The organism is Sphingobium tyrosinilyticum (assembly GCF_042654265.1).
Classification (GTDB): Bacteria; Pseudomonadota; Alphaproteobacteria; order Sphingomonadales; family Sphingomonadaceae; genus Sphingobium; species Sphingobium tyrosinilyticum.
In genome coordinates, this window is record NZ_JBHSFZ010000008.1 from 184877 (window position 1) to 210314 (window position 25438).

General features: G+C 62.7%; 25 protein-coding genes and 1 tRNA gene. 19 read left to right on the forward strand and 7 right to left on the reverse strand.

All coding sequences use genetic code 11. The features are described 5' to 3' along the window. The first annotated feature begins 52 nt into the window (after positions 1-52). Together murA and ACFO3E_RS06915 are read left to right on the forward strand one after the other, a co-directional pair. Positions 53-1336, forward strand: a complete 1284-nt coding sequence (murA, locus tag ACFO3E_RS06910; protein WP_066526764.1) for a UDP-N-acetylglucosamine 1-carboxyvinyltransferase — start codon at positions 53-55, stop codon at positions 1334-1336. Further along, complete coding sequence (locus ACFO3E_RS06915) at positions 1329-2852, forward strand: sensor histidine kinase (RefSeq protein ID WP_380803397.1); 1524 nt, start codon at positions 1329-1331, stop codon at positions 2850-2852. Before murA ends, ACFO3E_RS06915 begins: the two co-directional genes overlap by 8 nt. Here the strand turns inward: ACFO3E_RS06915 and ACFO3E_RS06920 are convergent. From ACFO3E_RS06920 to ACFO3E_RS06930, 3 genes are all read right to left on the reverse strand, one after another. Continuing rightward, positions 2797-3234, reverse strand: a complete 438-nt coding sequence (locus tag ACFO3E_RS06920) for a response regulator (RefSeq protein ID WP_066526770.1) — start codon at positions 3232-3234, stop codon at positions 2797-2799. The two genes, ACFO3E_RS06915 and ACFO3E_RS06920, sit on opposite strands and share 56 nt — an antisense overlap. Before the next feature lie 71 nt (positions 3235-3305). After that, positions 3306-3536, reverse strand: a complete 231-nt coding sequence (locus ACFO3E_RS06925) for a DUF2188 domain-containing protein (RefSeq protein WP_066526773.1) — start codon at positions 3534-3536, stop codon at positions 3306-3308. 3 nt (positions 3537-3539) lie between these two features. Further along, positions 3540-4157 carry a DNA-3-methyladenine glycosylase family protein gene (locus tag ACFO3E_RS06930; protein ID WP_380803400.1) on the reverse strand — a complete coding sequence of 206 codons (618 nt, stop codon included), beginning with the start codon at positions 4155-4157 and terminating at the stop codon, positions 3540-3542. Positions 4158-4232: 75 nt separating this feature from the next. Between ACFO3E_RS06930 and ACFO3E_RS06935 the strand changes: the two genes are divergently transcribed. Further along, the gene (locus ACFO3E_RS06935; protein ID WP_066526782.1) at positions 4233-4550 is read left to right on the forward strand and encodes a 2Fe-2S iron-sulfur cluster-binding protein; all 318 of its coding nucleotides are present in this window, start codon (positions 4233-4235) and stop codon (positions 4548-4550) included. A 21-nt stretch (positions 4551-4571) separates the two neighbouring features. Here the strand turns inward: ACFO3E_RS06935 and ACFO3E_RS06940 are convergent, their stop codons facing one another. Both ACFO3E_RS06940 and ACFO3E_RS06945 read right to left on the reverse strand, forming a co-directional pair. Then, on the reverse strand, positions 4572-5318 hold the full coding sequence (locus ACFO3E_RS06940; protein WP_380803402.1) for a hypothetical protein: 747 nt from the start codon (positions 5316-5318) through the stop codon (positions 4572-4574). 55 nt (positions 5319-5373) lie between these two features. Further along, complete coding sequence (locus ACFO3E_RS06945) at positions 5374-6114, reverse strand: TrmH family RNA methyltransferase (protein WP_066526785.1); 741 nt, start codon at positions 6112-6114, stop codon at positions 5374-5376. 105 nt (positions 6115-6219) lie between these two features. Between ACFO3E_RS06945 and ACFO3E_RS06950 the strand changes: the two genes are divergently transcribed. The 5 genes from ACFO3E_RS06950 to ACFO3E_RS06970 all read left to right on the forward strand — a co-directional run bounded on the left by ACFO3E_RS06950 (position 6220) and on the right by ACFO3E_RS06970 (position 11577). Then, positions 6220-6306: transfer RNA gene (locus tag ACFO3E_RS06950), tRNA-Tyr, on the forward strand. 99 nt (positions 6307-6405) lie between these two features. Then, positions 6406-6726 carry a DMT family transporter gene (locus ACFO3E_RS06955; RefSeq protein WP_066526786.1) on the forward strand — a complete coding sequence of 107 codons (321 nt, stop codon included), beginning with the start codon at positions 6406-6408 and terminating at the stop codon, positions 6724-6726. Positions 6727-6906: 180 nt separating this feature from the next. After that, on the forward strand, positions 6907-9171 hold the full coding sequence (locus ACFO3E_RS06960) for a glycoside hydrolase family 3 N-terminal domain-containing protein (RefSeq protein ID WP_380803406.1): 2265 nt from the start codon (positions 6907-6909) through the stop codon (positions 9169-9171). Positions 9172-9213: 42 nt separating this feature from the next. Further along, entirely contained in the window at positions 9214-11082 is a 1869-nt protein-coding gene (locus ACFO3E_RS06965) for an ABC-F family ATP-binding cassette domain-containing protein (protein ID WP_066526789.1), read from the forward strand. Positions 11083-11124: 42 nt separating this feature from the next. Then, the gene (locus ACFO3E_RS06970) at positions 11125-11577 is read left to right on the forward strand and encodes a MaoC family dehydratase (RefSeq protein WP_380803409.1); all 453 of its coding nucleotides are present in this window, start codon (positions 11125-11127) and stop codon (positions 11575-11577) included. A 71-nt stretch (positions 11578-11648) separates the two neighbouring features. Here the strand turns inward: ACFO3E_RS06970 and ACFO3E_RS06975 are convergent, their stop codons facing one another. Next, a complete protein-coding gene (locus ACFO3E_RS06975) occupies positions 11649-12095 on the reverse strand; it encodes a nuclear transport factor 2 family protein (RefSeq protein ID WP_156518458.1) in 447 nt (148 codons plus the stop codon). Between the two features lie 191 nt (positions 12096-12286). Between ACFO3E_RS06975 and ACFO3E_RS06980 the strand changes: the two genes are divergently transcribed. The 10 genes from ACFO3E_RS06980 (at position 12287) to ACFO3E_RS07025 (ending at position 23259) form a co-directional block, all read left to right on the forward strand. Further along, complete coding sequence (locus tag ACFO3E_RS06980) at positions 12287-13492, forward strand: diguanylate cyclase domain-containing protein (RefSeq protein WP_380803411.1); 1206 nt, start codon at positions 12287-12289, stop codon at positions 13490-13492. A gap of 751 nt (positions 13493-14243) precedes the next feature. After that, the gene (locus tag ACFO3E_RS06985; protein ID WP_380803414.1) at positions 14244-14762 is read left to right on the forward strand and encodes a curli assembly protein CsgF; all 519 of its coding nucleotides are present in this window, start codon (positions 14244-14246) and stop codon (positions 14760-14762) included. 7 nt (positions 14763-14769) lie between these two features. Then, on the forward strand, positions 14770-15807 hold the full coding sequence (locus ACFO3E_RS06990) for a CsgG/HfaB family protein (protein WP_380803416.1): 1038 nt from the start codon (positions 14770-14772) through the stop codon (positions 15805-15807). 148 nt (positions 15808-15955) lie between these two features. Further along, a complete protein-coding gene (locus ACFO3E_RS06995) occupies positions 15956-17914 on the forward strand; it encodes a beta strand repeat-containing protein (protein ID WP_380803418.1) in 1959 nt (652 codons plus the stop codon). A 126-nt stretch (positions 17915-18040) separates the two neighbouring features. After that, positions 18041-19195 (forward strand): hypothetical protein, encoded by a 1155-nt coding sequence (locus ACFO3E_RS07000; protein ID WP_380803420.1) that lies wholly within the window; start codon positions 18041-18043, stop codon positions 19193-19195. A gap of 60 nt (positions 19196-19255) precedes the next feature. Further along, positions 19256-20605: a hypothetical protein gene (locus ACFO3E_RS07005; RefSeq protein WP_380803423.1), complete on the forward strand. Its 1350-nt coding sequence runs from the start codon at positions 19256-19258 to the stop codon at positions 20603-20605. 34 nt (positions 20606-20639) lie between these two features. Further along, on the forward strand, positions 20640-21308 hold the full coding sequence (locus ACFO3E_RS07010; RefSeq protein ID WP_380803426.1) for a hypothetical protein: 669 nt from the start codon (positions 20640-20642) through the stop codon (positions 21306-21308). A gap of 2 nt (positions 21309-21310) precedes the next feature. After that, positions 21311-21673 carry a curli-like amyloid fiber formation chaperone CsgH gene (csgH, locus tag ACFO3E_RS07015; RefSeq protein ID WP_380803428.1) on the forward strand — a complete coding sequence of 121 codons (363 nt, stop codon included), beginning with the start codon at positions 21311-21313 and terminating at the stop codon, positions 21671-21673. 97 nt (positions 21674-21770) lie between these two features. Continuing rightward, positions 21771-22460, forward strand: coding sequence for a hypothetical protein (locus ACFO3E_RS07020; protein WP_380803430.1), 690 nt, complete (start codon positions 21771-21773; stop codon positions 22458-22460). A gap of 229 nt (positions 22461-22689) precedes the next feature. Next, complete coding sequence (locus ACFO3E_RS07025; protein ID WP_380803433.1) at positions 22690-23259, forward strand: helix-turn-helix transcriptional regulator; 570 nt, start codon at positions 22690-22692, stop codon at positions 23257-23259. 441 nt (positions 23260-23700) lie between these two features. Here the strand turns inward: ACFO3E_RS07025 and ACFO3E_RS07030 are convergent, their stop codons facing one another. Then, a complete protein-coding gene (locus ACFO3E_RS07030; protein WP_380803435.1) occupies positions 23701-24783 on the reverse strand; it encodes a LacI family DNA-binding transcriptional regulator in 1083 nt (360 codons plus the stop codon). A 182-nt stretch (positions 24784-24965) separates the two neighbouring features. Here ACFO3E_RS07030 and ACFO3E_RS07035 point away from each other — a divergent pair, with 182 nt between their 5' ends. Next, positions 24966-25436 carry a hypothetical protein gene (locus tag ACFO3E_RS07035; protein WP_380803438.1) on the forward strand — a complete coding sequence of 157 codons (471 nt, stop codon included), beginning with the start codon at positions 24966-24968 and terminating at the stop codon, positions 25434-25436. Positions 25437-25438: the final 2 nt, after the last annotated feature.

Below are 25438 nucleotides of genomic sequence, written 5' to 3' on the forward strand. Positions count from 1 at the left end.
GGCCCTTCGTCCCGCCTTGCGCCAGTCGTAATTAACGTTAAGAACCCAGCCGATGGACCGCATTCATATTCGCGGCGGCAAAATGCTGAGCGGCCGCCTTCCCATCTCCGGCGCGAAGAACGCTGCGCTGACCCTGCTGCCTTGCGCGCTGCTGACCGACGAGCCTGTGACGTTGCGCAACCTGCCGCGGCTGGCGGACGTCGATAGCTTCGGGCATCTGCTCAATCAGCTCGGCGTGTCGACGATGATCGAAGGCGCGCGGCCGGAGGATTTCGGGCGAGTGATGACCCTGCGGGCGGGCCGCGTCACATCGACCGAAGCACCCTATGACATCGTGCGGAAGATGCGCGCGTCGATCCTGGTGCTGGGGCCGCTGTTGGCGCGCGCGGGCGAAGCGCGGGTATCGCTGCCCGGCGGCTGCGCGATCGGCAACCGGCCGATCGATCTGCATCTGAAAGCGCTGGAAGCATTTGGCGCGATCATTGAGATCAACGCGGGCTATGTCCGCGCCAGCGCGCCGGATGGCGGTCTGCCCGGCGGCATATACACCTTCCCGGTGGTGTCGGTCGGAGCGACCGAAAACGCGGTGATGGCAGCGGTGCTGGCCAAGGGCACATGTGTGCTGGAAAATGCCGCGCGCGAACCGGAGATCGTCGATCTTTGCAAGCTGCTGATCGCGATGGGCGCGGATATCGAGGGCGTCGGGACCGACAAGCTTATCATCCATGGCCGCGATCGGCTGCACGGCGCGACCTACAGTGTCATGCCCGACCGGATCGAGGCGGGCAGCTACGCCTGCGCCGCGGCGATCACCGGCGGCTCGCTGGAACTGGCGGGCGCATGCGCGGACGATATGCACGCCATTCTGGCCGCGCTTCGCGACGCTGGTGTGCAGGTCGATGAGCTGAAGGATGGCATCCGCGTGTCGGCGGACGGCAAGCTCAAGCCCCTGACCCTGTCCACCGCCCCCTTCCCGGCTTTCCCGACGGACATGCAGGCGCAGTTCATGGCGATGCTGACCAAGGCGGACGGTGCGTCGGTGCTGACCGAGACGATCTTCGAAAACCGCTACATGCATGTACCCGAACTGGCGCGCATGGGCGCCGACATCGGCGTAAATGGCCGCACCGCCGTCGTGCGCGGCGTTGACCGGCTGGCCGGTGCGCCGGTCATGGCGACGGACCTGCGCGCGTCGATGAGCCTGATCCTGGCAGGACTCGCCGCAGAAGGGGAGACGCAGGTCAATCGCGTCTATCATCTGGATCGCGGGTATGAGCGGCTGGAAGAAAAGCTGTCAGCTGTCGGCGCTGACATCGAGCGAGTCAGCGATGGCTGACACGCGGGGGCTGGAGACGGACCGCGCCGCTGTGCTGGCGCGCTATGATCTGGATGCCGGTGGCTTCCGCACGCTGGACCAGATAACCGACTTCGCCGCCGCACTCTGCGACGCGCCCATCGCCTTGGTGAGCATCGTAGAGCATGAGCGCCAGAGATTTCTGGCCAGGACCGGGCTGGATGCGGAAGAGACCCCGCGCGACCTGTCCTTTTGCGCCCATGCTATGCAGGGCCGTGATATCTTCGTTGTTTCGGACGCCCGGGCAGACACGCGTTTCGCCTCCAACGACCTGGTCACCGGCGCGCCCCATATCCGTTTCTACGCCGGCGCGCCCTTGCTGGGTGGCGAGGGCATGCCGCTGGGTGCGCTCTGCGTCATCGACGACAAACCCCGCAATGACCTGACGCCCTTACAGCGGCAGGGTCTTTCTCTGCTGGCGCATCAGGTGATGATGGAACTGGAGGGAAGGGGCCGCGACCGGGACATGATTGCCCGCCAGGCGAAGGACGCCGAAGCCGTGGCCGAAAGCGACCGGCTGTTCCGCACCCTGGCCGACACCATGCCACAGATGGTTTGGTCGACCCTGCCCGACGGTTATCATGATTATTATAATGCGCGCTGGTATGAATATACCGGCGTCGCGGAAGGATCCACCGACGGCGATAGGTGGAGCGGCAACTTCCATCCCGATGATCGTGAAGCCGCATGGACGCGCTGGCGCCATTCGCTGGAGACTGGCGAGCCCTATGAAGTCGAATATCGGCTGCGTCATCACAGCGGCGAATATCGGTGGACCCTGGGACGCGCCCTGCCGATCCACGATGACGAGGGCAGGATCATCCGGTGGATCGGGACCTGCACCGAAATTCACGAACAAAAGCTGATGATGGAGGAGCGCGAGATCATCGCGCATGAACTGTCGCACCGGATCAAGAATATTTTTTCAGTGATCTCTGGCCTGATCGGCCTGTCCGCGCGGCAGAACCCAGCTATCCGGGCCGTGGCGGACGACCTGCGCGACCGGATCATGGCGCTCGGCCGCGCCCATGATTTCGTCCGTCCGCACAGCGCCGAAGCGGACGAGGATATGGCGCAGGGCCGGCTACGCGGCATATTGGAGCAGATTTTCGCGCCCTATGACGACGCTGGCGAGAGCCGCATCGTTTTTTCAGGAGAAAATCCGGCGATCGACGACCGGTCGGCGACGCCGCTCGCGCTGCTGTTCCATGAGCTTGCGACCAACGCGGCGAAATATGGCGCTCTGTCAGTGCCGCACGGACGTGTGCATATCGATGTGCGGGAAGAAGGCACGGACATTCGCGTTCAGTGGCGCGAGGAAGGTGGGCCGCTGGTTCAGCCGTCGATGCACGAGGGCTTCGGCAGCCGCCTGATGCAGCTCAGCGCAGAGCGTCAGCTTGGCGGCCGGTTGCAACGCGATTGGCGGCCGAACGGGCTGCTGGTCAGCCTGTGGATCCCATTCCGCTCCATGAGCCGGGTCGCGGCGGAAATGGCGTAAAGCCGGAAATCTCGGCCGTTTCCAAATCATCCTCGTTCGACGCCGCAAGGCGGAGCGTCGCGGCGATGCTTTGCGGGCGAAAGGGTTTGGTGATGACGCCCAGCGCAGCCTGTGACGCAGCGCCGATCTGCGCAGGATTGGCGGTGACGTAGATCACGCGCACGCCATAGCTGGTGGCAAGTTCCATGCCGATGCTGGGGCCGGTGGGGCCGTCGCGCAGATTGAGATCCACGAGCGCGATGTCGCAATCCGCCGCCGCCACGAGCGCGCTTTCGCGATCTGCCGCAATGGCGCTGACCGCGAATCCAGCATCCTCAACGATCTGTTCGATTTCCAGTGCGACGAAAATTTCGTCTTCGACAATCAGAACCTTTTTGCTCATGCCTCAGCCCGCGAAACTGGAGGCAATAAATGTCCGGGCCGCCTACTGGTTCCCGACAAGGGGCAAAAAAGTCAGGATGACGCTCCGTCAGCCTGGTTCGTCCAGAGCGTTTCGAAGCGTGTGCCCTGCATCAGCAGCACGCTGGCGGGATAGCCGCCTTCTGCCGCCTTGCGCGCGGTGCCGGTCGCATTTTCCACCGCCGCCTCGCGCGTGGCGAAGGGGCCATAATAGCGATTGTCGAGATTGATCTTCCACACGCCCTCATGTTCGAGGACGATGTAGCGGGCGTGGGGCAAAGACATGAATCAAAGAACCTCTGTATTATAATGGTGCCAGGCCATGATGGCTGCCGCGCCCCGATGAGGACGCCAGCGTTCCGCCAGTGCGCGCGTCTCGCGTTCGCTGGGGCGCTCGGGAAGGCCGAGGATGCGGCCGACCTCGATCTGGACGGCCAGGTCGCCCGCAGGCCAGACATCGGGACGTCCCTCAGCAAAGAGCAGATAGATTTCCGCTGACCAGCGACCGATCCCTTTGATCCGCATCAGCAGGGTGATCGCCTCTTCATCATCCTGGGGGAGGGCATGCAAGTCGATCTTCCCGCTCATGACCAGGTCGGCTAGGCTGCGGGCATAGCCCTGCTTCTGCCGGGAAAGACCGCAGGCGCGCAATGCGTCATAGTCGCGGGCCAGCAGCTTGTCCGGCGCGCAACCTTCGCCCAGCTCCAGCTCCAGCTTGCGCCACACCGCTGCCGCTGCTGCGACGCTGACCTGCTGGCCGACGATGGTGCGCAGCAGCGTTTCATAGCCCGGCTCCCGCACGCGAGGCAGGGGGTAGCCGACCCGCGCCAGGGCGGCGGCAAAGCCGGGTTCAAGGACGGCGATCGCGTCCAGGCTGGCGCGCAGCTGCTCCGAGGTGGTCACCATGCTCTGCTCTTCCGGCTCTTGATTTATCAGCGCCCCCGCCTATGAGCGGCGAGGGATATTTTGGGATCGAGGTACATGGCTAAACTGATTGTGGTCAACCGTTCGGGTGAAGAGCAGGCCGTCGAAGGCGATAATGGCCTGTCGGTGATGGAAGTCATTCGCGATAACGGCTTTGACGAGTTGCTGGCGCTGTGCGGCGGTTGCTGCTCCTGCGCCACCTGCCATGTCTATGTCGATCCCGCCTTCGCCGACAAGCTGCCTGCGCTGAGCGAAGATGAAAATGATCTGCTCGACAGTTCCGACCACCGCAACGATAGCAGCCGCCTGTCCTGCCAGCTGGTGTTGAACGACGATCTGGACGGCCTGCGCGTCACCATCGCGCCGGAAGACTGATCTACCTGATCGAGGCGCCCGCTATCGGCTGACGCGCAGCGTCGCCATGGGCGCCTCGCCGGTTAGTGGCGTGATCCGCCAGACGATCCGCTTGCCCTCTGCGGCGCTTTGCGCGCCGTCTTCCTGATTTTGGCTGACGATTTCCGCATTGGTGGTGAGCGTGAAGCGGCCGTCGAGCGCCTTTGCCGCATCCTCGTCCGCGCTGCTCTGCCCCATGGGGCCACGACTCTTGTCGAAGCCGTTGGAATAGCCAGGGGCCTTTACCCGCACACGATCCTCGCCGCGCAGTTCGATCGCGACGAAGGGCAGGACGATCTCCGCATCGCTATTGAACGGGAAGAGAAAGCTGTGGGTCAGCCGTCCGCTGATCGAATAGTCGATCTCGAAGCGGTGATTGCCGACATAGCGGGCGGATCGAAACCCCCTTTCCTTGGACAGTGCTGCGGCGATGGCTTGCATCTGCGCCTCGTCGTTCCGGTCGCTGCCGCTGTCGAACCGCTCTTCCACTCCCTTTTGCAGGGCGGTCTTGCGCCAGGCGCTGTCCTTCTTTTCGGGCGCGCCGTCGCCGATCGGATCGCCTCCGGGCGTAGCCGAAGAGCCGCCCATGCCCTTCATGTCGGACGATATGATCTCGCCCTTATAGGTAAAGCTGAACTGCCGGTCCGCGCGTATGTCCAGCGTCGATTCGAACTTGCCTGGCGTCACCAGGCAGGCTCCCAGCATGAGGCAGCAGGCGAGTGCGCTCGCGGCACGGAAGAAAGCGGCCATATCATCCCCCTTTTCGCGCACACCGCTGGCAGGCAGCGCGCTTCATGCCCCGACGCTACCGGCTGGCGGCGGCGTACAGGGCGATCGCGGCCGCGTTGGAGACGTTCAAGCTCTCCATTCGCGGGCTGATCGGCAGTTTAGCCAAAATATCGCAATGGGCCATGCTGTTATGGCGCAGCCCTTCGCCTTCCGCACCCAGCACCAAGGCCACGCGCGAATCGCCGATCGCTTCGCCCAGATGGGTATCCGCTTCGCCGTCCAGGCCGATGCGCCAATAACCCGCCTCGGCAATCTCATCGAGCGCGCGGGCAAGGTTCACGACGCGTACCCAGGGCATGATTTCCAGGGCCCCCGAAGCAGCGCGGGCCAGCACGCCGGATTCGGGCGGCGCATGACGATCCTGCGTGACGATGCAGAGCGCATCGAAGGCCGCAGCCGATCGCAGGATCGCGCCGACATTATGCGGATCGGTCACCTGGTCCAGCACCAGCACCGGGCGCTTGTCGTCAACTCCCGCCTCCAACGCGTCGCCCAGCCACACATCGTCGAGCGGTTCCACTTCCGCGACGATGCCCTGGTGCGGCGCGTCGGACGGCACCATGCGGCCAAGGTCCGCGCCATCGGCATAGACGATCGGCAGGATCGGCGGCAGGTCGAGCGCACCTAGCGCTTCGCGCGTGCCCCATATCTTGCGTACGACGCGGTTGGGGTTGGCCAGGGCCGCGATGACGGCATGGCGGCCGTAAAAGCGGGGAAAGTTGCCCTTGGGCTTTGCGCTGCGTTGTCCTCTTTTCATGGAAGCGCTCTTTTCACATCGGACCATTGACAGGCAAGCCTCCTTTCGCCATTGAGCGCGCCTCCAGCGCGGTGGAAGGCATTTTGTCCACCGCGTCAGGGCACTGGACAGGTGGCCGAGTGGTTAAAGGCAGCAGACTGTAAATCTGCCCGGGTTTCCCGTACGCTGGTTCGAATCCAGCCCTGTCCACCACCCTTTGGTCTTTTGACCTATTTTGGGCGCGCCGCCTCTTTCGGGTTTCCGGCCTGCGCGCCTTTCCTTCCGAGCCCGCCTGAAAGAAGGAACGCTGTCATGGCGTGGCTTGTGCTGGGCATTGCCATATTCACCGAAATCTGTTGGGCGCTCAGCCTCAAATGGGCGGCGACCATCGGCAGCTGGCAGGCATCGTCCGTGCCGATCGCCCTGAGCTTCCTCAACATGGGCCTGCTGGCGCTTGCGATGAAGGGCCTGCCTGCGGGCACGGCCTATGCGATTTGGACCGGGCTGGGTGCGGTCGGTGTTATCATTGGCGGCGTGATGCTGTTTGGCGACCGGGTAACGCCCATGCAGGCGGGTTTCATGGCGCTGACCGTCATCGGTGTAATCGGCACGAAGCTATTCGCCGCTGCTTGAGAGCGCCGCCAGGAAATACGCTGCCTGCAATATCATTCGCGCTGAGTTTGTCGAAGGGCTTCACTTCCTTCGAGAAAAGAGAAGAGGGCTTCGGCAACTCAGCCCGAACGGGATAGGTGGTGCGTTTGCCCGTTCGACCGGCCTTCGCAGGAGCACGGAAGTGCTTTACCTTGACCATCGATGAGCATTGACCGACGCACCCTGCTTTCCTCGGCGCTGGCTATCGCCCTGGCATTTCCCCGCCGGGCCTTTGCCGCCGCCGAAGTGGCGCGGGTCGATGACCTGATCGGCCGCATGACGGTCGAGGAAAAGGCGGGTCAGATGACCTGCCTCACCGACAGCTTCCGTCCCTATAACCCGCCCAATCCGCAGGTCGGCATCCAGGATGAGAAGCGGCTTTCCGACGAAGTGCGCAAGGGCCGCGTTGGGTGCCTGTTCAACGGTATTGGCGTGGCAGGGGCTCGCCGCGCGCAGGACATCGCGGTCAAGCAAAGCCGCTTGGGTATTCCGCTGCTGCTGGCGGGGGACGTCATCCACGGGCTAAAGACCATCTTTCCCGTGCCCCTCGCCGAGGCCGCGAGTTTTGACCCGTCGCTCGCCGAACGCACCGCGCGCGCGATGGCGCAGGAGGCGAGCGCGGCGGGACTGCACTTGACCTTCGCCCCCATGGTCGATGTCGCGCGCGATCAGCGCTGGGGCCGGGTGGTCGAGGGGGCGGGGGAGGATGTCTATCTCGGCAGCCTGTTCGCCGCCGCCCGCGTGCGCGGTTTTCAGGGCCGGGACCTGCGTCGCGACGACAGCTTGCTCGCTTGCCCCAAGCATTTTGCCGCCTATGGCGCGGTGGCGGCGGGCCTTGAATATGGCAGTGTCGATATTTCCGACGAGACGCTGCGCGAGACGCATCTGCCGCCCTTCGGTTCGGCCTTCGCGGCGGGCGCGCTGACCACCATGGCGGCGTTCAGCGAGATAAACGGTGTGCCCGCGACCGCGGATCGGGAGCTGCTGACCGACCTGCTGCGCGGCGAGATGAAGTTCCGGGGTTTCGTCTTCTCCGATTATACGGCGGACGAGGAGCTGATCGCTCATGGCTATGCGGAGGATGAGCGGGACGCGGCGCGGCTGGCGGTGCTGGCAGGGGTCGATATGTCGATGCAGAGCGGTCTCTATATCCGCCACTTGCCCGATCTGGTGAAAAGCGGCGCGGTGCCGATGGAGACAGTGGACGTCGCCGTGCGCCGCATCCTCTATGTGAAGACGGCTATCGGCTTGTTCGACAATCCCTATCGGTCGATCAGTGAGGAGGCGGAGAAGAGCCGCATCTTCACGCCCGCCCATCGCGCGCTATCGCGGGAAGCGGCCACGCGGTCGATCGTGCTGCTTCAGAATAGCGGCGTCCTGCCGCTCGATCCTGCAAAGCGCCAGAAGATCGCTCTGATCGGCCCATTCGGCGAGGATCGGGCGAATATCTATGGCCCCTGGGCCTTCTATGGCGACAAGGGGAAGGGCGTGGACATCGCCGCCGGGCTCCGCGCCGCCATGTCGGACCCGGCCTTGCTCAGCATCGCCAAGGGCTGCGAGATCAGCGGGTCGATCGATGGCGGCATCGCGCAGGCGGTGGAGGCGGCGAAGGCATGCGACATCATCCTGCTGGCGGTCGGCGAATCGCAGGACATGTCGGGCGAAGCGCAATCGCGCACCGCGATCGAACTGCCGCCCGTGCAGCAGGCGCTGGCCGAGGCGGTCGCCGCCACCGGAAAGCCGATGATCGTGCTGCTGCGCCACGGCCGCGCGCTGGCGCTGCATGATTCGGTGGCCAATGCGCAAGCGGTCCTCGCTACCTGGTTCCTGGGGTCGGAAGCGGGCCATGCGATCGCCGATATTCTTTTCGGCCGGGTCGATCCCTCGGCCAAGCTACCGGTCAGCTTTCCTTGGGAATCGGGGCAGGAGCCGTTTTTCTATGACCGCAAGTCAACCGGCCGGCCGGTGATCGACAACCGCACCGAATATCGCGCCCGCTACATGACGACCGACAACAGCGCCCGTTTCCCCTTCGGCCACGGCCTCAGCTACACCACGTTCGCACTCGATAACCTAAAGCTGTCGGACAGCGCGCTCCGCTGGGACCGGGCGATCGAAGTTACGGCGCGGCTGACCAACAAGGGTGGCCGGCGCGGCAGCGAGGTGGTGCAACTATATGTCCGCGACCGAGTGGCCAGCCGCACCCGGCCAGTTCGTGAACTGAAACGGATCGAGCGCGTCACGCTGAGTCCGGGAGAGAGCAAGACCGTCCGCTTCTCCCTTTCGCGCGCCGACCTGCAATTTGTGGGGGCGGGTAACAGAATCATCGCGGAACCTGGCCTGTTCGACCTATGGCTTGGCCAGTCTTCGGACGGCGGCCTGCATGCGCAGTTCACGCTCTACGCCGCGGAATCGCCCAAAGCCTAACCCACCCTGACAACCGCCCCAACAACTGCTACGGGGCCGCCCATGCTGAATCTGAAGGACATCACCGTGCGCCTCGGCGGCCGCACCATTATCGACCGCGCCAGCGCCGCGCTGCCGCCGCGTAGCCGCGTGGGCCTCATCGGCCGTAACGGCGCGGGCAAATCGACGCTGATGAAAGTGATGATCGGCCAGCTCGACCCGGACGAGGGCAGTTGCGAAATGCCGCGCGACACGCGCCTGGGCTATATCGCGCAGGAAGCGCCCGCCGGCACTGCCACGCCGTTCGAAACCGTTCTGGCGGCCGACAAGGAACGCGCCGCGCTGATGGCTGAGAGCGAGGCGACGCATGATCCCGATCGCCTCGGCCATATCTATGAGCGGCTGAATGCGATCGACGCTTACACCGCGCCTGCCCGCGCTGCCCGTATCCTCGTCGGCCTCGGCTTCGATGAGGAAATGCAGGGCCGTCCGCTCGACAGCTATTCGGGCGGCTGGAAGATGCGCGTGGCGCTCGCCTCGCTGCTCTTTTCCAATCCTGACCTGCTGCTGCTCGACGAGCCTTCAAACCACCTCGATCTCGAAGCGACGCTCTGGCTGGAGAATTTCCTCAAGGCCTATCGCGGCACGGTCGTCGTCATCAGCCACGAGCGCGACCTGCTCAACAATGTCGTCGATTATATCCTGCATCTGGAAGGGGGGAAGATCACTCTCTATCCGGGCGGCTATGACGCGTTTGAGCGCCAGCGTGCCGAACGGCTGGCTCAGCAGGAGGCCGCTCGCGCGAAGCAGCAGGCGGAGCGCGAAAAGCTGCAGGACTATGTCGCTCGCAACTCTGCCCGCGCTTCGACCGCCAAGCAGGCGCAGTCGCGCGCCAAGGCGCTGGCGAAGATGCAGCCCATTGCCGCGGCCATCGAAGACCCGACGCTGCATTTCGGTTTTCCCAATCCGCCCGAATTGCGCCCGCCGCTCATCACCATGGACATGGCGGCGGTCGGTTATGATGAGACGCCGGTGCTGCGCCGGGTCAATCTGCGCATCGATCCGGACGACCGGCTGGCGCTGCTCGGCCGCAACGGCAATGGCAAGACCACGCTCGCGCGCCTGATCGCGGCGCAGCTGAAGCCGATGGAAGGCGCGATGAACGCCTCGTCGAAGATGAATGTCGGCTATTTCACCCAGTATCAGGTGGAGGAGTTGGACATTAACGACACGCCGCTCGAACATATGACCCGCGTCATGAAGGGCGCGACGCCGGGCGCGGTGCGCGCGCAGCTCGGCCGTTTCGGCTTTTCGGGCGAGCGAGCTACGCAGAAGGTCGGCAGCATGTCGGGCGGGGAGCGGGCGCGGCTGGCGCTCGCGCTCATCACCCGCGACGCGCCGCATCTCCTCATCCTCGACGAGCCGACCAACCACCTCGACGTCGATAGCCGGGAGGCGCTGGTGCAGGCGCTCAATGACTATTCGGGCGCGGTCGTGATCGTCTCCCACGACCGCCACATGATCGAACTGGTCGCCGATCGTCTTGTGCTGGTCGATGGCGGCACGGCCCAGCCCTTCGACGGCAGCCTGGAAGATTATACCGACATCATCCTGCGCAAGGCTGATGGAAACGGGTCCGGCAGCGACGCGCCCAAGGCCGATCGCAAGGCGGAAAAGCGCAACGCCGCTGAATGGCGTGAGAAGCAGAAGGCGGCGAAAAATGCCTTGAGCAAGGCTGAAAAGGAAATGGCGGTGCTGGCGGCGGAGCGCAGCCGCATCGACCAGGCGCTGTTCGACCCCAAATCGGCCACGGGGGCGGAAGCGAAAATGACCATGACCGACCTGATGGTGAAACGCGCCTCGGTCGAAAAGAAGCTGGAGGCAGTCGAGGAAGTCTGGATGGAGGCGAGCGCGGCGCTGGAGGAACTTTGATTTCCCGCCTATCAGGGGCGTGATAGGCAGAGGAGCGCGCAGGTGGCTGGACTATATTTCGAGGAGCTGACGCCGGGGCTGGAGATCGATCATCCCTGGTCGCGCACGGTCACCGAAACCGACAATATCCTCTTTTCCAGCCTGACCATGAATGTGCAGCCGCTGCATCTTGACGCGCATTTCGCGGCGGGGACGGAATGGGGCAGGCCGCTCGTCAACAGCCTCTTCACGCTGGGACTGATGATCGGCATGTCGGTGAACGACACGACGCTCGGCACGACGGTCGGCAATCTCGGCATGACCGACGTGATCTTTCCCAATCCGGTATTTCAGGGCGACACGATCCGGGTGCGCAGCAAGGTCCTGTCTGCGCGCGAAAGCACATCGCGACCCACGACCGGCATTGTCGAATTTGAACATGTCGCCCGTAATCAGGATGGCAAGATCGTCGCCCAATGCCGCCGCCAGGCGATGATGCGCAAGCGCCCGGCTTAGCCCTCCTAAGAGAGAGACGAAGAGGCCCCTGTGCATGGCCGCGAAGGTCGATCGGCGGCCATGCCACTCGCTCAGCCGACATCGACCCGCAGCCGCGTCAGGCGGATTTCCTTGATCCGCCATCCGTCGGCCAGCCGGACATAGCGCTCATGATAATGGCCATAGCCATGCATCCAGCGGAACGGCAGCGGCGCGCCTTCCTCGACCCACAGCTTGTCTTCCATCGCCCACACGCCGCTGGCCTCCCTCTCCGTCTCGATGTGGATTTCGGGCATATGGCCATGATGCACGGTGCAGACCTTTTCCAGCATCGGCGCCAACTGTGCGACATAGGCTGCGGCGCCATGAACCAGCATAGCCTCGTTCCACTCGCCAGCCGCCGCGCGAAAGTCGGCGACAAGGTCCGGCGCGAATGCCGCCTCCAGACCCGCCCAGTCCTTCATGTCCATGGTCCGGAAATAGCGTGCCTTGAGCGCGTGGATTTCCAGAATAGCGGCGACCTTGTCCTGTTCAGTCAAGCATTCCTCCTCATCTTGTGATTATCCACTGCCCATAGGTCTTTGCCGGCGAAGATAAAACTTATCAAATTCAAGGCCACCCGCTAAGTGAACCCGGCATTTCCCGGCTTTCGGGCGTTGCATGACGATGCGCTGAGTGCTTGGAGCAAGATTTGACGCGGGTCTCGAAAAAGCCGAACCGGATAGCGAACATGATGAGGCGCGCGGTCCGCGCCTTGTTAAAGGGGCCGCCGCCGCCGCCGCCGCCGCTGCCCGATGCAGTCTATTGCGAGCTGGTGGAGGCGCTGTTCGCGATGCGCCTTCCGATCGCCGGGATGGGCGTCTTGTTCGGCGTCGCCGGAGCGATGATCTTCATGGAACATCGTAGCGTCATCGTCGGCCTTATCACCGCCGCGGCCATCCTGGTGACGATCGCGCGACTTGCTTTGCTGACCGCCTATCGCCGTGATGCGCATCAGGCAGCCCTGACCATCGATCGCGTGAAGCAATGGGAATGGCGATACGCGGCGGGCAGCTATGTGTTCGCCGCGCTGCTCGGCGCGTTGAGTGCGGCCGTACTCGGCACGCATACGCCGCTCAACCACCTCGTCGCCGTCAGCCTGATCTTCACGTTCGGCGCGGGCATCGTGTCGCGCATCGGCGGCAGGCCGCGTATCTGCGTGACCAGTCTGTTGCTGGCGACCGTTCCTACGGTCGCCGCCCTGGCGCTGCATGCCCGCACGCGCGACGCCGGGGCCATGCACGCGGAATATTTCATCATCGAGGCGTTGCTGGTCACTGTTGTCACGCTGCTCAGCCTGGAGTCGGTACGCCATCTCTATCGATCGGATGTCGAGCATCTGACCGCGAAACATGATCTGGCCGCCCTGGTGCGGCAGGACGCCCTGACCGGTCTCCCCAACCGCCTGCTGCTGAGAGAGCGGTTCCAGAACAGTCTCAGCGTCACCGCGTCCGAGGACAGGCAGCTCGCAGTCCATTTCCTCGACCTGGATGGCTTCAAGATCATCAACGACCGCTATGGCCACCCCATGGGAGACGCGGTTCTGCGAGAGGTGTCCGCCAGGCTGCGGGCGACCGTACGCTCCGTCGATACGGTCGCCCGCATCGGTGGCGACGAATTCATCGTCGTCCAGGAAGGCGTCCTGCACGAAGGCGAGGCCGAGATGCTGGCCCGCCGCATCATCAAGCAACTGAGCGCGCCCTATCAGTTGATGGGCGAGCAGATCCGCATTTCCGTCAGCATCGGGATAGCGATGGCGCCGCGCCATGGATTGGACCTGGAACATCTGACCGCCTGCGCTGACGCCGCCCTCTATCGCTCCAAACGGGGCGGCAAGGCGCAGCTCTATTTCTGCACAGCGGAAGACGTAGCCGAAGCGGGCCGCGCAGTAGCCTGAACCGCGGCGGAGCGATTATGAAAGCGGTTGCGGCGGGGGCTGGTGAAGCGAGCGAGGCTCGAACTCCGAAGCGTTGAATTTCTTCCTGCTGGGCGAGACGAGGCGCACCGCATCAAGGTCCAGCTGGACACGATCCATCCAGGCGTTGTTGTGCCGGACTCCAATATCCAGTCGGCGAGCATCCCGTAAACGGCAGAAATCTCCCACGCGTCGATGTGCCAATTTCGGACGACTAACTTTATGATAAAAAATTGGCCGGGGCTGTTAACTATCGGAAGCCTAAGAAAGCCGCGAATTTTTAGCTCCTTCTCCTGCTTTTTCAAGGCTTAGGGAGGAGAAATAAAGTCGCCCTACTCAATTTTGGGTATATATCATTCGTTAGGTATTTGTTAATTGCCCTATCAGCCGAAGGGTAGTTCAAAAAAAAGTCGCCACCCTGACAGTCAAGACTGGATGATCGCGCCGATGGATGCGGCCGACGATCCTTCCGGTTTGCGTCGAAAGTTGGGAAAGTGGTCAATGCCGAAGAAGAACCCGGTCAGGAAGCTGGCGAAATCTGTCGATCCAAGGGATCATCCGTCGCTCTGATGTGATGATCGTGCTCCGATCCGGGGCTCCATCTTCTTAAATAGCTGCTGCCCCGAACAGTGACTTGTTCGGCACTGATGACGCGCACCTTCATGCGTGACCCTTTTGCCGGAGCTGCTCCAGCAAAACGGGGCACATGTGACGCAGTAAAAGGGCTTGAAAAGTGAAGCATCTACGACTGGCTGCTCTCGGGATGATCGCTCTTGCGACACCTGTTTCGGCGCAGGAACTGAAATTTGAGTTCCGCAATCCTTCTTTCGGAGGCAACCCCTTCAACTCCGACCATCTGCTCGCCACGGCGACGGCGCAGCGGCCGCCGCAGAAGTCGAGCGGCGCTGACGGCACCGGTGAACTGACCGAGGCGCAGCTGTTCGCTCGCCAGATCCAGAGCCGGCTGCTGTCGGCCCTGTCGTCGAGCGTGGTGGAGGCCATCACCGGATCGGACCCTGGTACATCCGGCGAGTTCACGGTTGGCGACCAGAAGATTTCCTTCGAGCGGACCTTGAGCGAGATCCGCCTAAGCATCTTCGACAATTCGACCGGCGAGACGACCGACATCGTCGTGCCTGTGCTGACTCTCAATACCGCCAATGCGGCCGCTGCATCGTCTGCCAGCGCCAACTCGGTCGAAAGCTCGCTGGCGGCGAGCCTGGCCGGCACCACCAGTCTGACGGGGCAGTAAGATGAGCATGAGGGGGAATTTCGTGAAGCGTTCGGCTGCTGCTGCGCTCATCGGCTGCATGGCCGCCACCCTGGGGGGATGCACGGTGCCGCGTGAACTGACCGCGTCGGCCAGCGCGCCGCCGCAGATCGCGCCCGTCACGCCAGTCCAGCGCGACCTGATTTACCTGCCGCCGCCACCGCAGCCGGTGCCGATCGCGGTTTACAGCTTTACCGACCAGACCGGGCAGCTCAAGCCCTCGGAGAATATCCAGAGCCTGTCGCGCGCCGTCACGCAGGGCGGCACCAGCGTCCTCATCAAGGCGCTGCGCGATGCGGGCAACGGCAACTGGTTCACCGTGGTGGAGCGCGAGCGGCTCGATAACCTGTTGAAAGAGCGCCAGATCATCCGCGAGATGCGCCAGCGCTATCTGGGCGAGGCGGAAACGCCGTCGAGCGTCCTGCCTTCGCTGCTGTTCGCCGGTATCCTGCTCGAAGGCGGCATCATCGGCTATGACAGCAACACCCAGACGGGCGGCATCGGCGCCCGCTTCCTCGGCATCGGCGGCGACATGCAGTACCGCCAGAACACCGTCACCGTCTATCTGCGCGCCATCAGCGTGAAGACCGGCGAGGTGTTGGGCAATGTCGTGACGTCCAAGACGGTCGCCTCGGTCGCGCTCAACACCAATGTTTTCAAGTTCGTGGAGTTTGACGAACTGCTGGAAGGTGAAGCGGGCGTGTCGTCCAACGAGCCGATCCAGATCGCGACCCAGGCCGCCATCGAAAAGGCCGTCTATGCGCTGATCATGGAAGGCGCCCAGCCTGGCGGCCGCCAGCTGTGGGGCTTTGCCGACCAGGCTGCGGGCAAGGTCTATCTCGACCATTATAAGGAAGAGAAGGACCGCGCCATCGCCGCCGCCTTCCGTCGCACCGGGCCTTACTACACCGACCCGATCGATGATCCGAAGAAGCGGTCGACCCGGACGAGCCATGCGAAGGGCGCTCCGGCGCGCGTCGCGAACAATAATCCAAGGAATTCCGCGGGTCAGCCGACCGCGCGGTGATGAAACTCCCCCTCCACGCAGGGGGAGAGTGTGACGAGGGGGCGAGGACGAAAACCAGCCCTGCCCGCCCGGCGCTACCGAACTGGGGAGCCGGTAAGCCTAGCAGCCGCAGAACCTGCGGCACTTGAGTTGAAACAGGAGGATTAACATGATCAAGAAGCTTCTTATCGGCGCTTCGGCGCTGGCGCTGGCGACAGGTGTCGCTGGCGCGCAGACCGTGACCTTCGGCGCTAAGGACGGTTCGACCGTCGACGGCCAGGTCGTTCTCGTTTCTGGTGGAACCTCGAACAATTCGAGCGTCTCGCAGAGCAACAACAACAATGTCGCCAATGTCGACCAGACCGGCGGCGCGCGCAACAGCTCGTCCGTGACCCAGAGCGGCAATGTGACCAAGGCTGGCAGCCGCGCCGACGTGACGCAGAGCTCGACCGGCAGCGCCAAGACCGGCGCAAACTCCGCCACGGTCGTTCAGGTGGGCACCGATCAGGACAACAGCGGCTTCCTGTCCGGCGCCTTTCCTGCTCCCAGCGGCCTTGCAGGCAGCAACCAGCGCGTCGTTGTAACGCAGACCAACACGGGTAACAGCTCGACCGACGCCAACCGCAACGATGCCGTGGTTTTCCAGGGCCAGTCGACCACTGGCGGCCTCTCCAACTATGCCGAAGTGAAGCAGACCGGCACCGGCAACAACGCGGGCATCCAGCAGGGTGCTGCCGCCTATGCTGGTGAAGAAGATGGCCGCATGAAGGCCGTCATCACCCAGACGGGCCGTGACAATATCGCTGAAACCGCTCAGGGCGAGATGGACGATGCGACCACGACCCAGACCGGCCGCTCCAACGAGGCCTATGTCAGCCAGAGCCCGACGCTGCGCGATCCCGGGCTGGACCGCTTTGGCCGCAAGAGCACCGTCACACAGACCGGTGACTATAACGACGCCTTCGTCGTTCAGTCGGGCCTGAAGGCGGTCAGCACCGTTGGCCAGAATGGTGACGGCAACATCGCCAGCGTCAATCAGAGCGGTGACGACTACAACCCCGCCAACAAATATGGCAACCCGGCCTTCAACGCCGACAGCGCGATCACGCAAAACGGCAACCTGAACGACGCCGATGTCACGCAGTCGGCTTATGCCAAGAGCGTGGTGACGCAGAATGGCAATCTCAACGAAGCCGATGTCAACCAGAGCGGTCAGGCTGCCGACAGCGCCATCGCGCAGACCGGCAACGGCAACGACGCCAATGTGGGCCAGAGTGGCGCCGGCGCCAACAGCCGCGTCACCCAGACCAATGCCCGTAACGATGCATTCGTACGGCAGAGCGGCGCGGGCGCCCAGAGCGTTGTGACCCAGACTTCGGTGCCGCTCGTATCGGCTATCCTGGGCGGTAATGATGCGGTCGTCGATCAATCTGGCGCCGGTGATCAAAGCACCATCCTTCAGACCGGCCTCGGCAACTATGCCAATGTCAACCAATCGGGCGTTTCCGGCATCAGCTTCATCGACCAGATCGGCATCGACAACGACGCCCGTCTGACGCAGGCTGGCGACGGTGCGAACTCGCAGATCCGTCAGGGCTATGTCCGTGGCGGCGCGACTACCCCGCTGTCAAATAACAACGAAGCGACCGTCAACCAGACTGCAACCGCAGATGGTGCGTCGAGCGACATCTACCAGAGTGGTTCGCGCAACGAGGCTACCGTCACCCAGTCGGCCGCTGCCATCAGCGTCATCGACCAGATCGGTAACCGCAACGATCTGGCCGTCAGCCAGTCTGGCGCTGGTGCGAACAGCAAGGCCAAGCAGACCGGCAACGACAATGAAGGCACGATCATCCAGTCGGGCGCGGGCGCCATCAGCGAGTTGACCCAGAGCGGCAACTTCAATGATGCGCTGGTAACGCAGGGCGGCGCTGATGCCGACAGTGAAATCACGCAGACGGGCAACACCAACTTTGCCGACGTGACGCAGAATGCGGCCAATGTGGACAGCATCATCGCGCAGGCTGGCAACGGTAACAAGTCCACTGTGACGCAGAATGTGAACGCATTCTCCTACAGCAACATCTCGCAGAACGGGAACGGCAACATCGCCACCGTCTCGCAGTAATCGAGCCAGAAAAGTTGCGGGGCGGCGGCATGCCGTCCCGCATCCTTCTCCTCAGCGAAGCGGCAGCTTTGTTCAGGTGAAGGATGATCGGTCAGCCAGGCCGAAAATGCCCAAGAGGAGCATGACATGCGGATGACAGGCAATTGGACGCGAAAGGCGTGCGCGGTAGCAGCGCTGAGCTTGGCCGCTCTGGCCGCGGCAACCGCAGGCTCCGGCGCGAGCGCTCAGTCCGTCGCCTTCATCGAGCAGGTGGGGGACAATAACCAGGCAAGCATCGACCAGAGCGGCGGCACGGGATCAACGGCTTCGGCTCAGTTCAAGGGATCGGCCAATCTCCTCGATGTGACGCAAGGCGGACGTGACAATCGCGCGGTGGTGTCGGTCACCGGCAGCCGCAACGGGCGCGGGGATGTGGTTGGCGGGACTGGCCGGACCATGGCCTTCGCGACGCGGACGCTGAATGCCTATGGCGTCAGCAACGGGAACAGCGGCCACAATGGCAACAATGGCAATAACGGCCAGGGCAACCCCTGCGGCGGGGGCAATGGCAACGGGACGGGCAATCCGTGCAACGGCAATAACGGCAACAGCAATGGCAACGGCAATGCGGGCGACAACAACAATGCTGCCCCGCTGACCTCCACTCTGACGCCGCTCGCCGGGCTGGAGTCGGGCGTGATCCGGCAGCAAGGACAGCGCAATCTGGCAGGCGTGCTGATCGCGGGCGACAGCAACGATTTCCATGTGTCGCAGCTCGGCAACGACAACAAGGCGGCACAGGCCCTGTCGGGATCGTTCAACCAGGCCGCCATCGTGCAAGGCACGCCGGACGGCCCGACGGGCAACGGCAATGCGGCCGTCCAGGCGCAGCGCGGCGTGGGCAATTCGGCCTATGCCCATCAGACCGGCAACAACAGTATCGCCGTGCAAGTGCAGGCAGGGTCCGCCGGCGTCACCCAAGCATGGGCGGAAGCGGCGCTGACCACTGCGGGCACGCTGGCCGGGGCTGCGGGTAACGCCAGCTATGCCCAATCGGCCGAAGCGGTGCTCGCCAGCTACAGCGCACGTGGGGCGGGCAGCGGCAACAGCATCACCCTTCAGCAGAGTGGCGACAATAATACCGCGCTGCTGGGCCAGTTCGGCAACGACAACAGCATCGCCCTACGCCAGCCCGGCAATGCCTATGCGGCTGTCACGCAGCTGGGCGACGGTCATTCCATTGGCATCGACCAGCGGGCCGGAACCAACGGCGTGTCGCCGATCGCCGTTACGCAATATTGACCGTCGGGTCCGTCGATGGCGGACCAGGAATTTCCACCGCAGCCGGTTCAGGAGTAGACAATGCGCAACAGGAACAGGCTTTGGCTGGCCGGCGCGGGCATGTCCCTAGTCTTCGCGATGGCCGGTGTCGCCCAGGCGCAAACCATCAGCGCTGGCGACGGCATCCTCGTCACCGACATCCAGATCGCCGACACGCCGCAGTCCTTCATCCAGGATCAGGTGCTCGCCAACGCGCTAGGTAAGTCGCAGGACGCGGGCCTCGTCAGCGACAATGCGCCTGACCGCAGCGATGTCCGCGCCTTCAACAAGGGCGATGTGCGCGGCGCCATCATCGCCGCCTTCAATTCGAGCGCCCAGTCGATCATCGGCAGTTTCAACCTCGACCAGGTGCCCGGGCTGCAATTCACCACTGTCGGCAACAAGACGGCAGTCGAGCAGGATGGCTTACGCAACCTCGCTAATATCAACCAGGCCGCGGGCAATGCGGGATGGTCGGTGATCAACCAGGCGGGCGAGGATAATGCGACCCTGATCGAGCAAGCGGATACCCGCGCGCCGGGCCAGCGCTCGCTTAATCGGGCCTATGTGGGCCAGGTGGGATCGGCGGTCGGATCAGGCAGCCTGCTTTATTCCAATTATGCCCGCGTCCAGCAGACGCATCGCAGCTTCGATCTGTCGGCGGGCGCTTTCAGCGGTAACAACCTCGGTAATAATGCGACCATCCAGCAGGGCGGCTTCCGCGACATTGCTCTGCGGGAAGTCCCGGTCCAGTTCAACGCCGTGGCTGCCCGCAACGATGCCCTGATCGAACAGGAAGGCGCCGAAAATGACGCCGTGATCCAGCAGGGCGCGGAAAGCCCAAATACCTTTGCCTTCGAAGTAGGGGACACGATCGGTCGCAACAATCGCGCGATCGTCCGGCAGGTCGGCTATGGCAACCGGGGCGTCATCCTGCAGGAAGATGACGCCAACGCCATCACGCATCAATATGGGTCCGACAATCTGGCCTTCGTGCGGCAGGATGGCGACGTCTATGATGGCGGGCAATATAGCCTGATCGAGCAGGGCCGCCTTGAAAATGGCGATGTTTCCGGCAACTTCGCCTCGGTATTCCAGCGGGGCATATTGCAGGAATCGACGATCCGGCAAAACAGCAACGGCAATGATGCGCATGTCTATCAGACGGCGGAGTCAGGCTATGCCCGATCGACGATCACGCAGGGCGGCGGCAACGGCAATTATGCCAGCGTCTTTCAGAGCGCGGCCGCGGGAACCGTCGATATGGCGGTGGTCAGCCTCATTTCCCAATCCGGCGCTAGCAATGAAGCCTTCGTGTCGCAACGAACCGCCGGCAGTTACAGCACGGTAGCCCAGGGTGGCGACCGCAATTTTGCGCAGGTCCGGCAATAGATTATAAGGAACTGCCCTTTCCCCGTTCAGCGAGATGCCGATGCGATCCCTTTTTGCCATACCGCTCCTGCTGCTGACGGGCGGCACGTCGCCGGCGCTTGCCCAGCGCGGTGATCTGGCCGTGGAACAGCTGCCCGCACGCTCCCCCGGCAGGGCGGTGCCACAGGTCGGGGCCGCCGAGTCCGCGGAGACGGCGCTCCAAGGGCAGTTGTCCTCTTCGCGTAGTGGCCGAGAGCAGGCGCTGCGCCAGATTGCTCCGCGCGCCGCTGCCGCTGCTCCCACCGCGCAGCTTGCTGACCGCAATGTCAGTTCCAGGGTCAGTGCCGTTCCGCCCGGACTGGTCGATGCCTGCTCACGTGCGGCCGAGGGCAGGGGAGCGCCGCCCAAGGGCGTGGACTGCAATGCCCTGGTCGAAGCAACACCGGCGCCGCGTCCGATCTCCGCGGAGGAAGCATTGCTGACTAACGAAGATGAGCGCGCCGCCCAGCGCATGGCGAGCGAACAGCGGTCGCGCGGCCAGTCGCCGGACGCTGGGGAAGTCGCGCGCCGGCTGAGTTCAGGCGATGTCTCCAACTCCCCCGTGGCGCAAGCGGTTGCGGCGCAGGCTGCCGCCGAGACGCTCAGCAACACGCCGCCGAGCGCTAATGGTCAGCCCGTAATCGTGCCGGGCGGCGGATCAGTCATCGTGCCAAGGGGAAATTGAACATGATGCGCTGCGCCCTCCTTCTGCTCGCCGGATGCCTGGCGGCTGTTCCCGCGCAAGCCGCCGAGCCGGAACTGAAAGCCCGCATCCTCGTCGAGGATGCGCCCAATGCCACGAAACAATTCGTCGCTTATGTGACGGCGCAGCAGCCGTTCGAGGGGCGCTACGAACTGACCGGTGAGAAGAAGGGCGTCGCGGGTAATGCGCGCGTGAAGCAGGCAGGCGCCGTGAAGGCCGCCCCGCATCAGGCCGTGCGGCTGTCCCATGTCGCCTTCGGCTCCATCGCGGCTGATGACCATTATTCGGTGCGGTTGAAGATCTTCCGGGGCACTGAACTGGTAGGCGAAGATCAGATCAGCAAATAGTCCCAAAAAGGGACAGCGTTGGCACAGTAAATCCCGCTAACGATATCTTCATTCTGCCTTTTTACGTCCGTCCTCGGGGATATTACCGGAGGATGGAATGACGCAGAAGACTTTTATTGGTAAAAAATCCCTTGCGGCATGGGGCGCCATGGCGGCTATTGCTGCATCTTCCACTGCCTTCGCCGCGCAATCGGATGTCTTGATCGAACAGATCGGGCAGGGCGCGGTGTGGGCCGCACCTATACGGCAGATCGTATCGGCGTCCGCCGGAAGCGCGTTCGTCGCCCAGGCGCAGCCGCAGAAGGGCATGGCCCCCAGCACATTCCAGGCCAATCCGGGCGGCTATTCCCTGGCGCAGGCGGCCAGCACCGAGCAGCTTTCACAAGAATTATCCTCGACAGGAGCGCCGGTGGAACTGGCTTTGCTCGGCTTCGGGCTTGATCTGGGCCGCTATAGCCGCAGCGGAACGGGCTCGTCGGTGAGCGAAGATGCGAGCGGCAATGTCTGGCAGCAGAATTGGAGCGGCGATGACAATCGCCAGTTCGCATCGCAAGAGGGCACAAGCAATCGCGCCATCCAGCAGCAGAACGGGACGGCGAACGTCTCCATCCTGTTCCAGCGCGGCAATGGTAATGTGGGTGAGATCCTGCAATTTTCTGATCAAGGCGTGGCGACGGTGCTGCAAAATGGCGATCGCAACATGGCCTCCATCATGCAGGGCACAGCAGGCAGCTTCGCCACCGTGTCCCAGAGCGGCATCGCCAACATTGTGGCGATCCGTCAGTAACTTTTGTCAGCTATCCGCTTTCGGTATGGTTCAGGCGCGCATCAACGGATGCGAGCGCCTGATCCAACCCACTTCGTCAGTGCCGGATAGATGATCTAAGTCAAACTTCTCCGCATCTGTAATATATTCAGAAAATCATATCAGTAGAACAAGCTTCTATATTGCTAATTATTTCCTGCGCCAATAAGACGCGATCAGCCATTTTTGGTTGCGCGGATAAGGGGTGGGAATGCTGCGAGCCGATCTTGAGCCGACCGATGCACTTGCTTTGGGCTGGCTTTCCGCGGATTTCAGAGGGCGTATGATCATCGATCCGCTGTGGCGGATCCATTGGTGGAACGACGCGGCCAAACGCGCAATCGGCGCCAGCAGCATTTTGCAAGAACAGGATTGTCAACTGATTGTGGATGCTGCCATTGTCGGCAAATTCTCTACATTTCTATCGCACCTTAAAGCGCAATTCGAAATCGAGATACTGACGCTTAAGGATGGCGCTGGCCATTTCCTGATGCTCGGTTATCATGATCCGGCAACCGAATTCTTCTGCCTGGAAGTCCGCTCCTCCCAAGCTCAGGAACACCCGATCTTCGCGGATTTTCGCAGTATCTATGGCTTGACCGAAAGCGAAGGTCACGCCGCGCGCGCCTTGTTGGGCGGTCAGACCGTGACAGAGATCGCACGCGACCGGAATGTGGCACTCGACACGGTGCGCACCCAAGTGCGTAAGTTGTACGGCAAGATTGGCGCACAATCGCGCGAGAAATTCTTCAAGCTGCTTCTGCCCTTCCGTATCATCTAAGTTCAATACTCATTGATGGAGCCGGGGTGATGGAAACTTCGTCACATTGCAACTGGTAGATGCCGTGACTTTGCAGCAGTGCTCGCAGGCGAAAACTGGGCGAACGCCGGCTTTGCATCACTTCGAGGACAGCTAAACCGGCCTCGGAACCAATTGGGATAGCGGAGCCGAACGGGATGAGATCTGTCGCTCACAATCGCGCGGCCGTCCACTACTCGATCAATGTCCATGCAAACGTAGCGTTTGGTCGGAGATGTCGCACCTGCAAGTGAGATCATGCAATTCCCCAGCGGCTGCGGCTTTCCTAAACGCGCGACGGATCGATTGGCGGCGCGTAGCATTGCATATGTCGCCACTCAGCATCGCCGCCCAACTTCAAGCCGCGAAATCATGGGGCAAGATGTCGGCTTGAACAGCTTCGACTTTGCGATCGGCTGTCAGCTACCCGCACATGCGAGCCTTATCGTTGCGCGCTACGCTATGCCGCACAATCAGGCGATGGCGCAGTGTCACCGATGCGACTTGGTGCTGCCTGCCTTCCAAGATATCGATCATCAGCTTGACGGTCCGCCGCCCAATCTCGGCCATCGGCTGCCTTATCGTCGTCAAGGGTGGAAAAGCATATCGGGCCATCGGGATATCATCAAAGCCAAATACCGAAATATCACGAGGACAATCCAGCCCCAAGCGCCGCAGGGCGGCCAACGCGCCGATTGCCATTTCGTCGCTGAAGCAAAATATGGCCGTCGGGCGTTCAGAGCGGCTCAGCAACTCGGCCGCTCGCGCTTCACCCGACGCGATCGAAAAGTCGCCGACGGCTGTAGTCAATTTGCCGATCAGCCCGCGGCGTTCGGCCGCCAGCCGCACGCCGGCCAACCTATCGCGGCTGAGCGGGCTTTCGAGAGATCCGGTAATTACACCTATTCTTTCATGGTCGAGGTCATACAGAGTATCCATCGCGGCGCGCGCGGCTGCCGCGTTGTCAATGTGCGCGCTGGAAACGCCAAGTGAAGGACTGAACTCGCAGCCGTTCACGACCGGCGCAAGAGGCCCATCGCGCGCTATCCGATGCGCCAGCACGTCAGGCAGACGATGACCCAGGAAAATGAGGCCGTCCGCCTCGCGGCGCTGAAGCATCTCGGCATACTGGTTCTCTCTTTCCCGCAAGCCATGAGTGTCGCCCAGCAGAACCGAAAAGCCGCTCTCCTGAGCCGCCTCCTCCACACCTTTGATCACTGCCGAAAAGAATGGATTGGAAATGTCCGGCACGCTGACGATAATTTTACCGGTTCGCGATGTCCGGAGACTCGCTGCGACAGCGTTGGGTGCATAACCGAGACGCTCGATAGCGCTTAGGACGTTTTCCCGCGTCTTACTCGTCACAAGCTCGGGACGCTTCAAAACTCGTGATACCGTGGCCGAAGATACTCCAGCGCTTGCCGCCACGTCGCGTATCGTCGTCATTCTGCGCCTTTTTGAAATGCTTTCCCACCGCTTATCACGATCCATCCCGCTTGCCAGCATCTCGCGCGGATCGAACTCTGCAGCAACGATTCCATAAGGAATGAGATCGGTTTCATTTTTTAATCAGAAAACGCACTATTACGTGCTAAATCAGGCATATTTGACAATGTAATCGTCATTATTTACGCGTTTGCCGGTTGATAGCAAGGTTCTGGAGAGGCGAGGTGATGAGGGGAAAGCGCATGAGGTATGCGGCGCTCGCACCCACGGCCGTCGTCGGGATTGCCAGTGTCACAGGCACCCCATGGGCGCAGACTCCGGAGGCGCAAGGTGGCACTGCAAAACGCGTAGCCGCATCGTCCGACGAGATCGTTGTTACAGCGAAGAAGCGCTCCGAGAATGAGGACGTCTCGAAGCAGCAGGTTGCTGTCGCCTCCCAGGCCCAACTGGCGGTCGCCAGCGTGACGTGGATCACCGATCTGCAGACCGTTTTCCCAACTGTCACGGCCACATCGCAAGCGCAGAACAGCAAGGCACCTGGCATTCGCGGTATGGCCCCCATCGCCAATTCGGTTGGCATGCAGGCGCAGACGGGGATCATCGTGGATGATTTACCGCAAGCCGCTTCGTCCACCCTGGCCGACGGACGTGGAACGCGTGGAAGTGTTCGCTGGCCCGCAGGCGACACTTATCAAGGTTGGGCTCACACGTGACG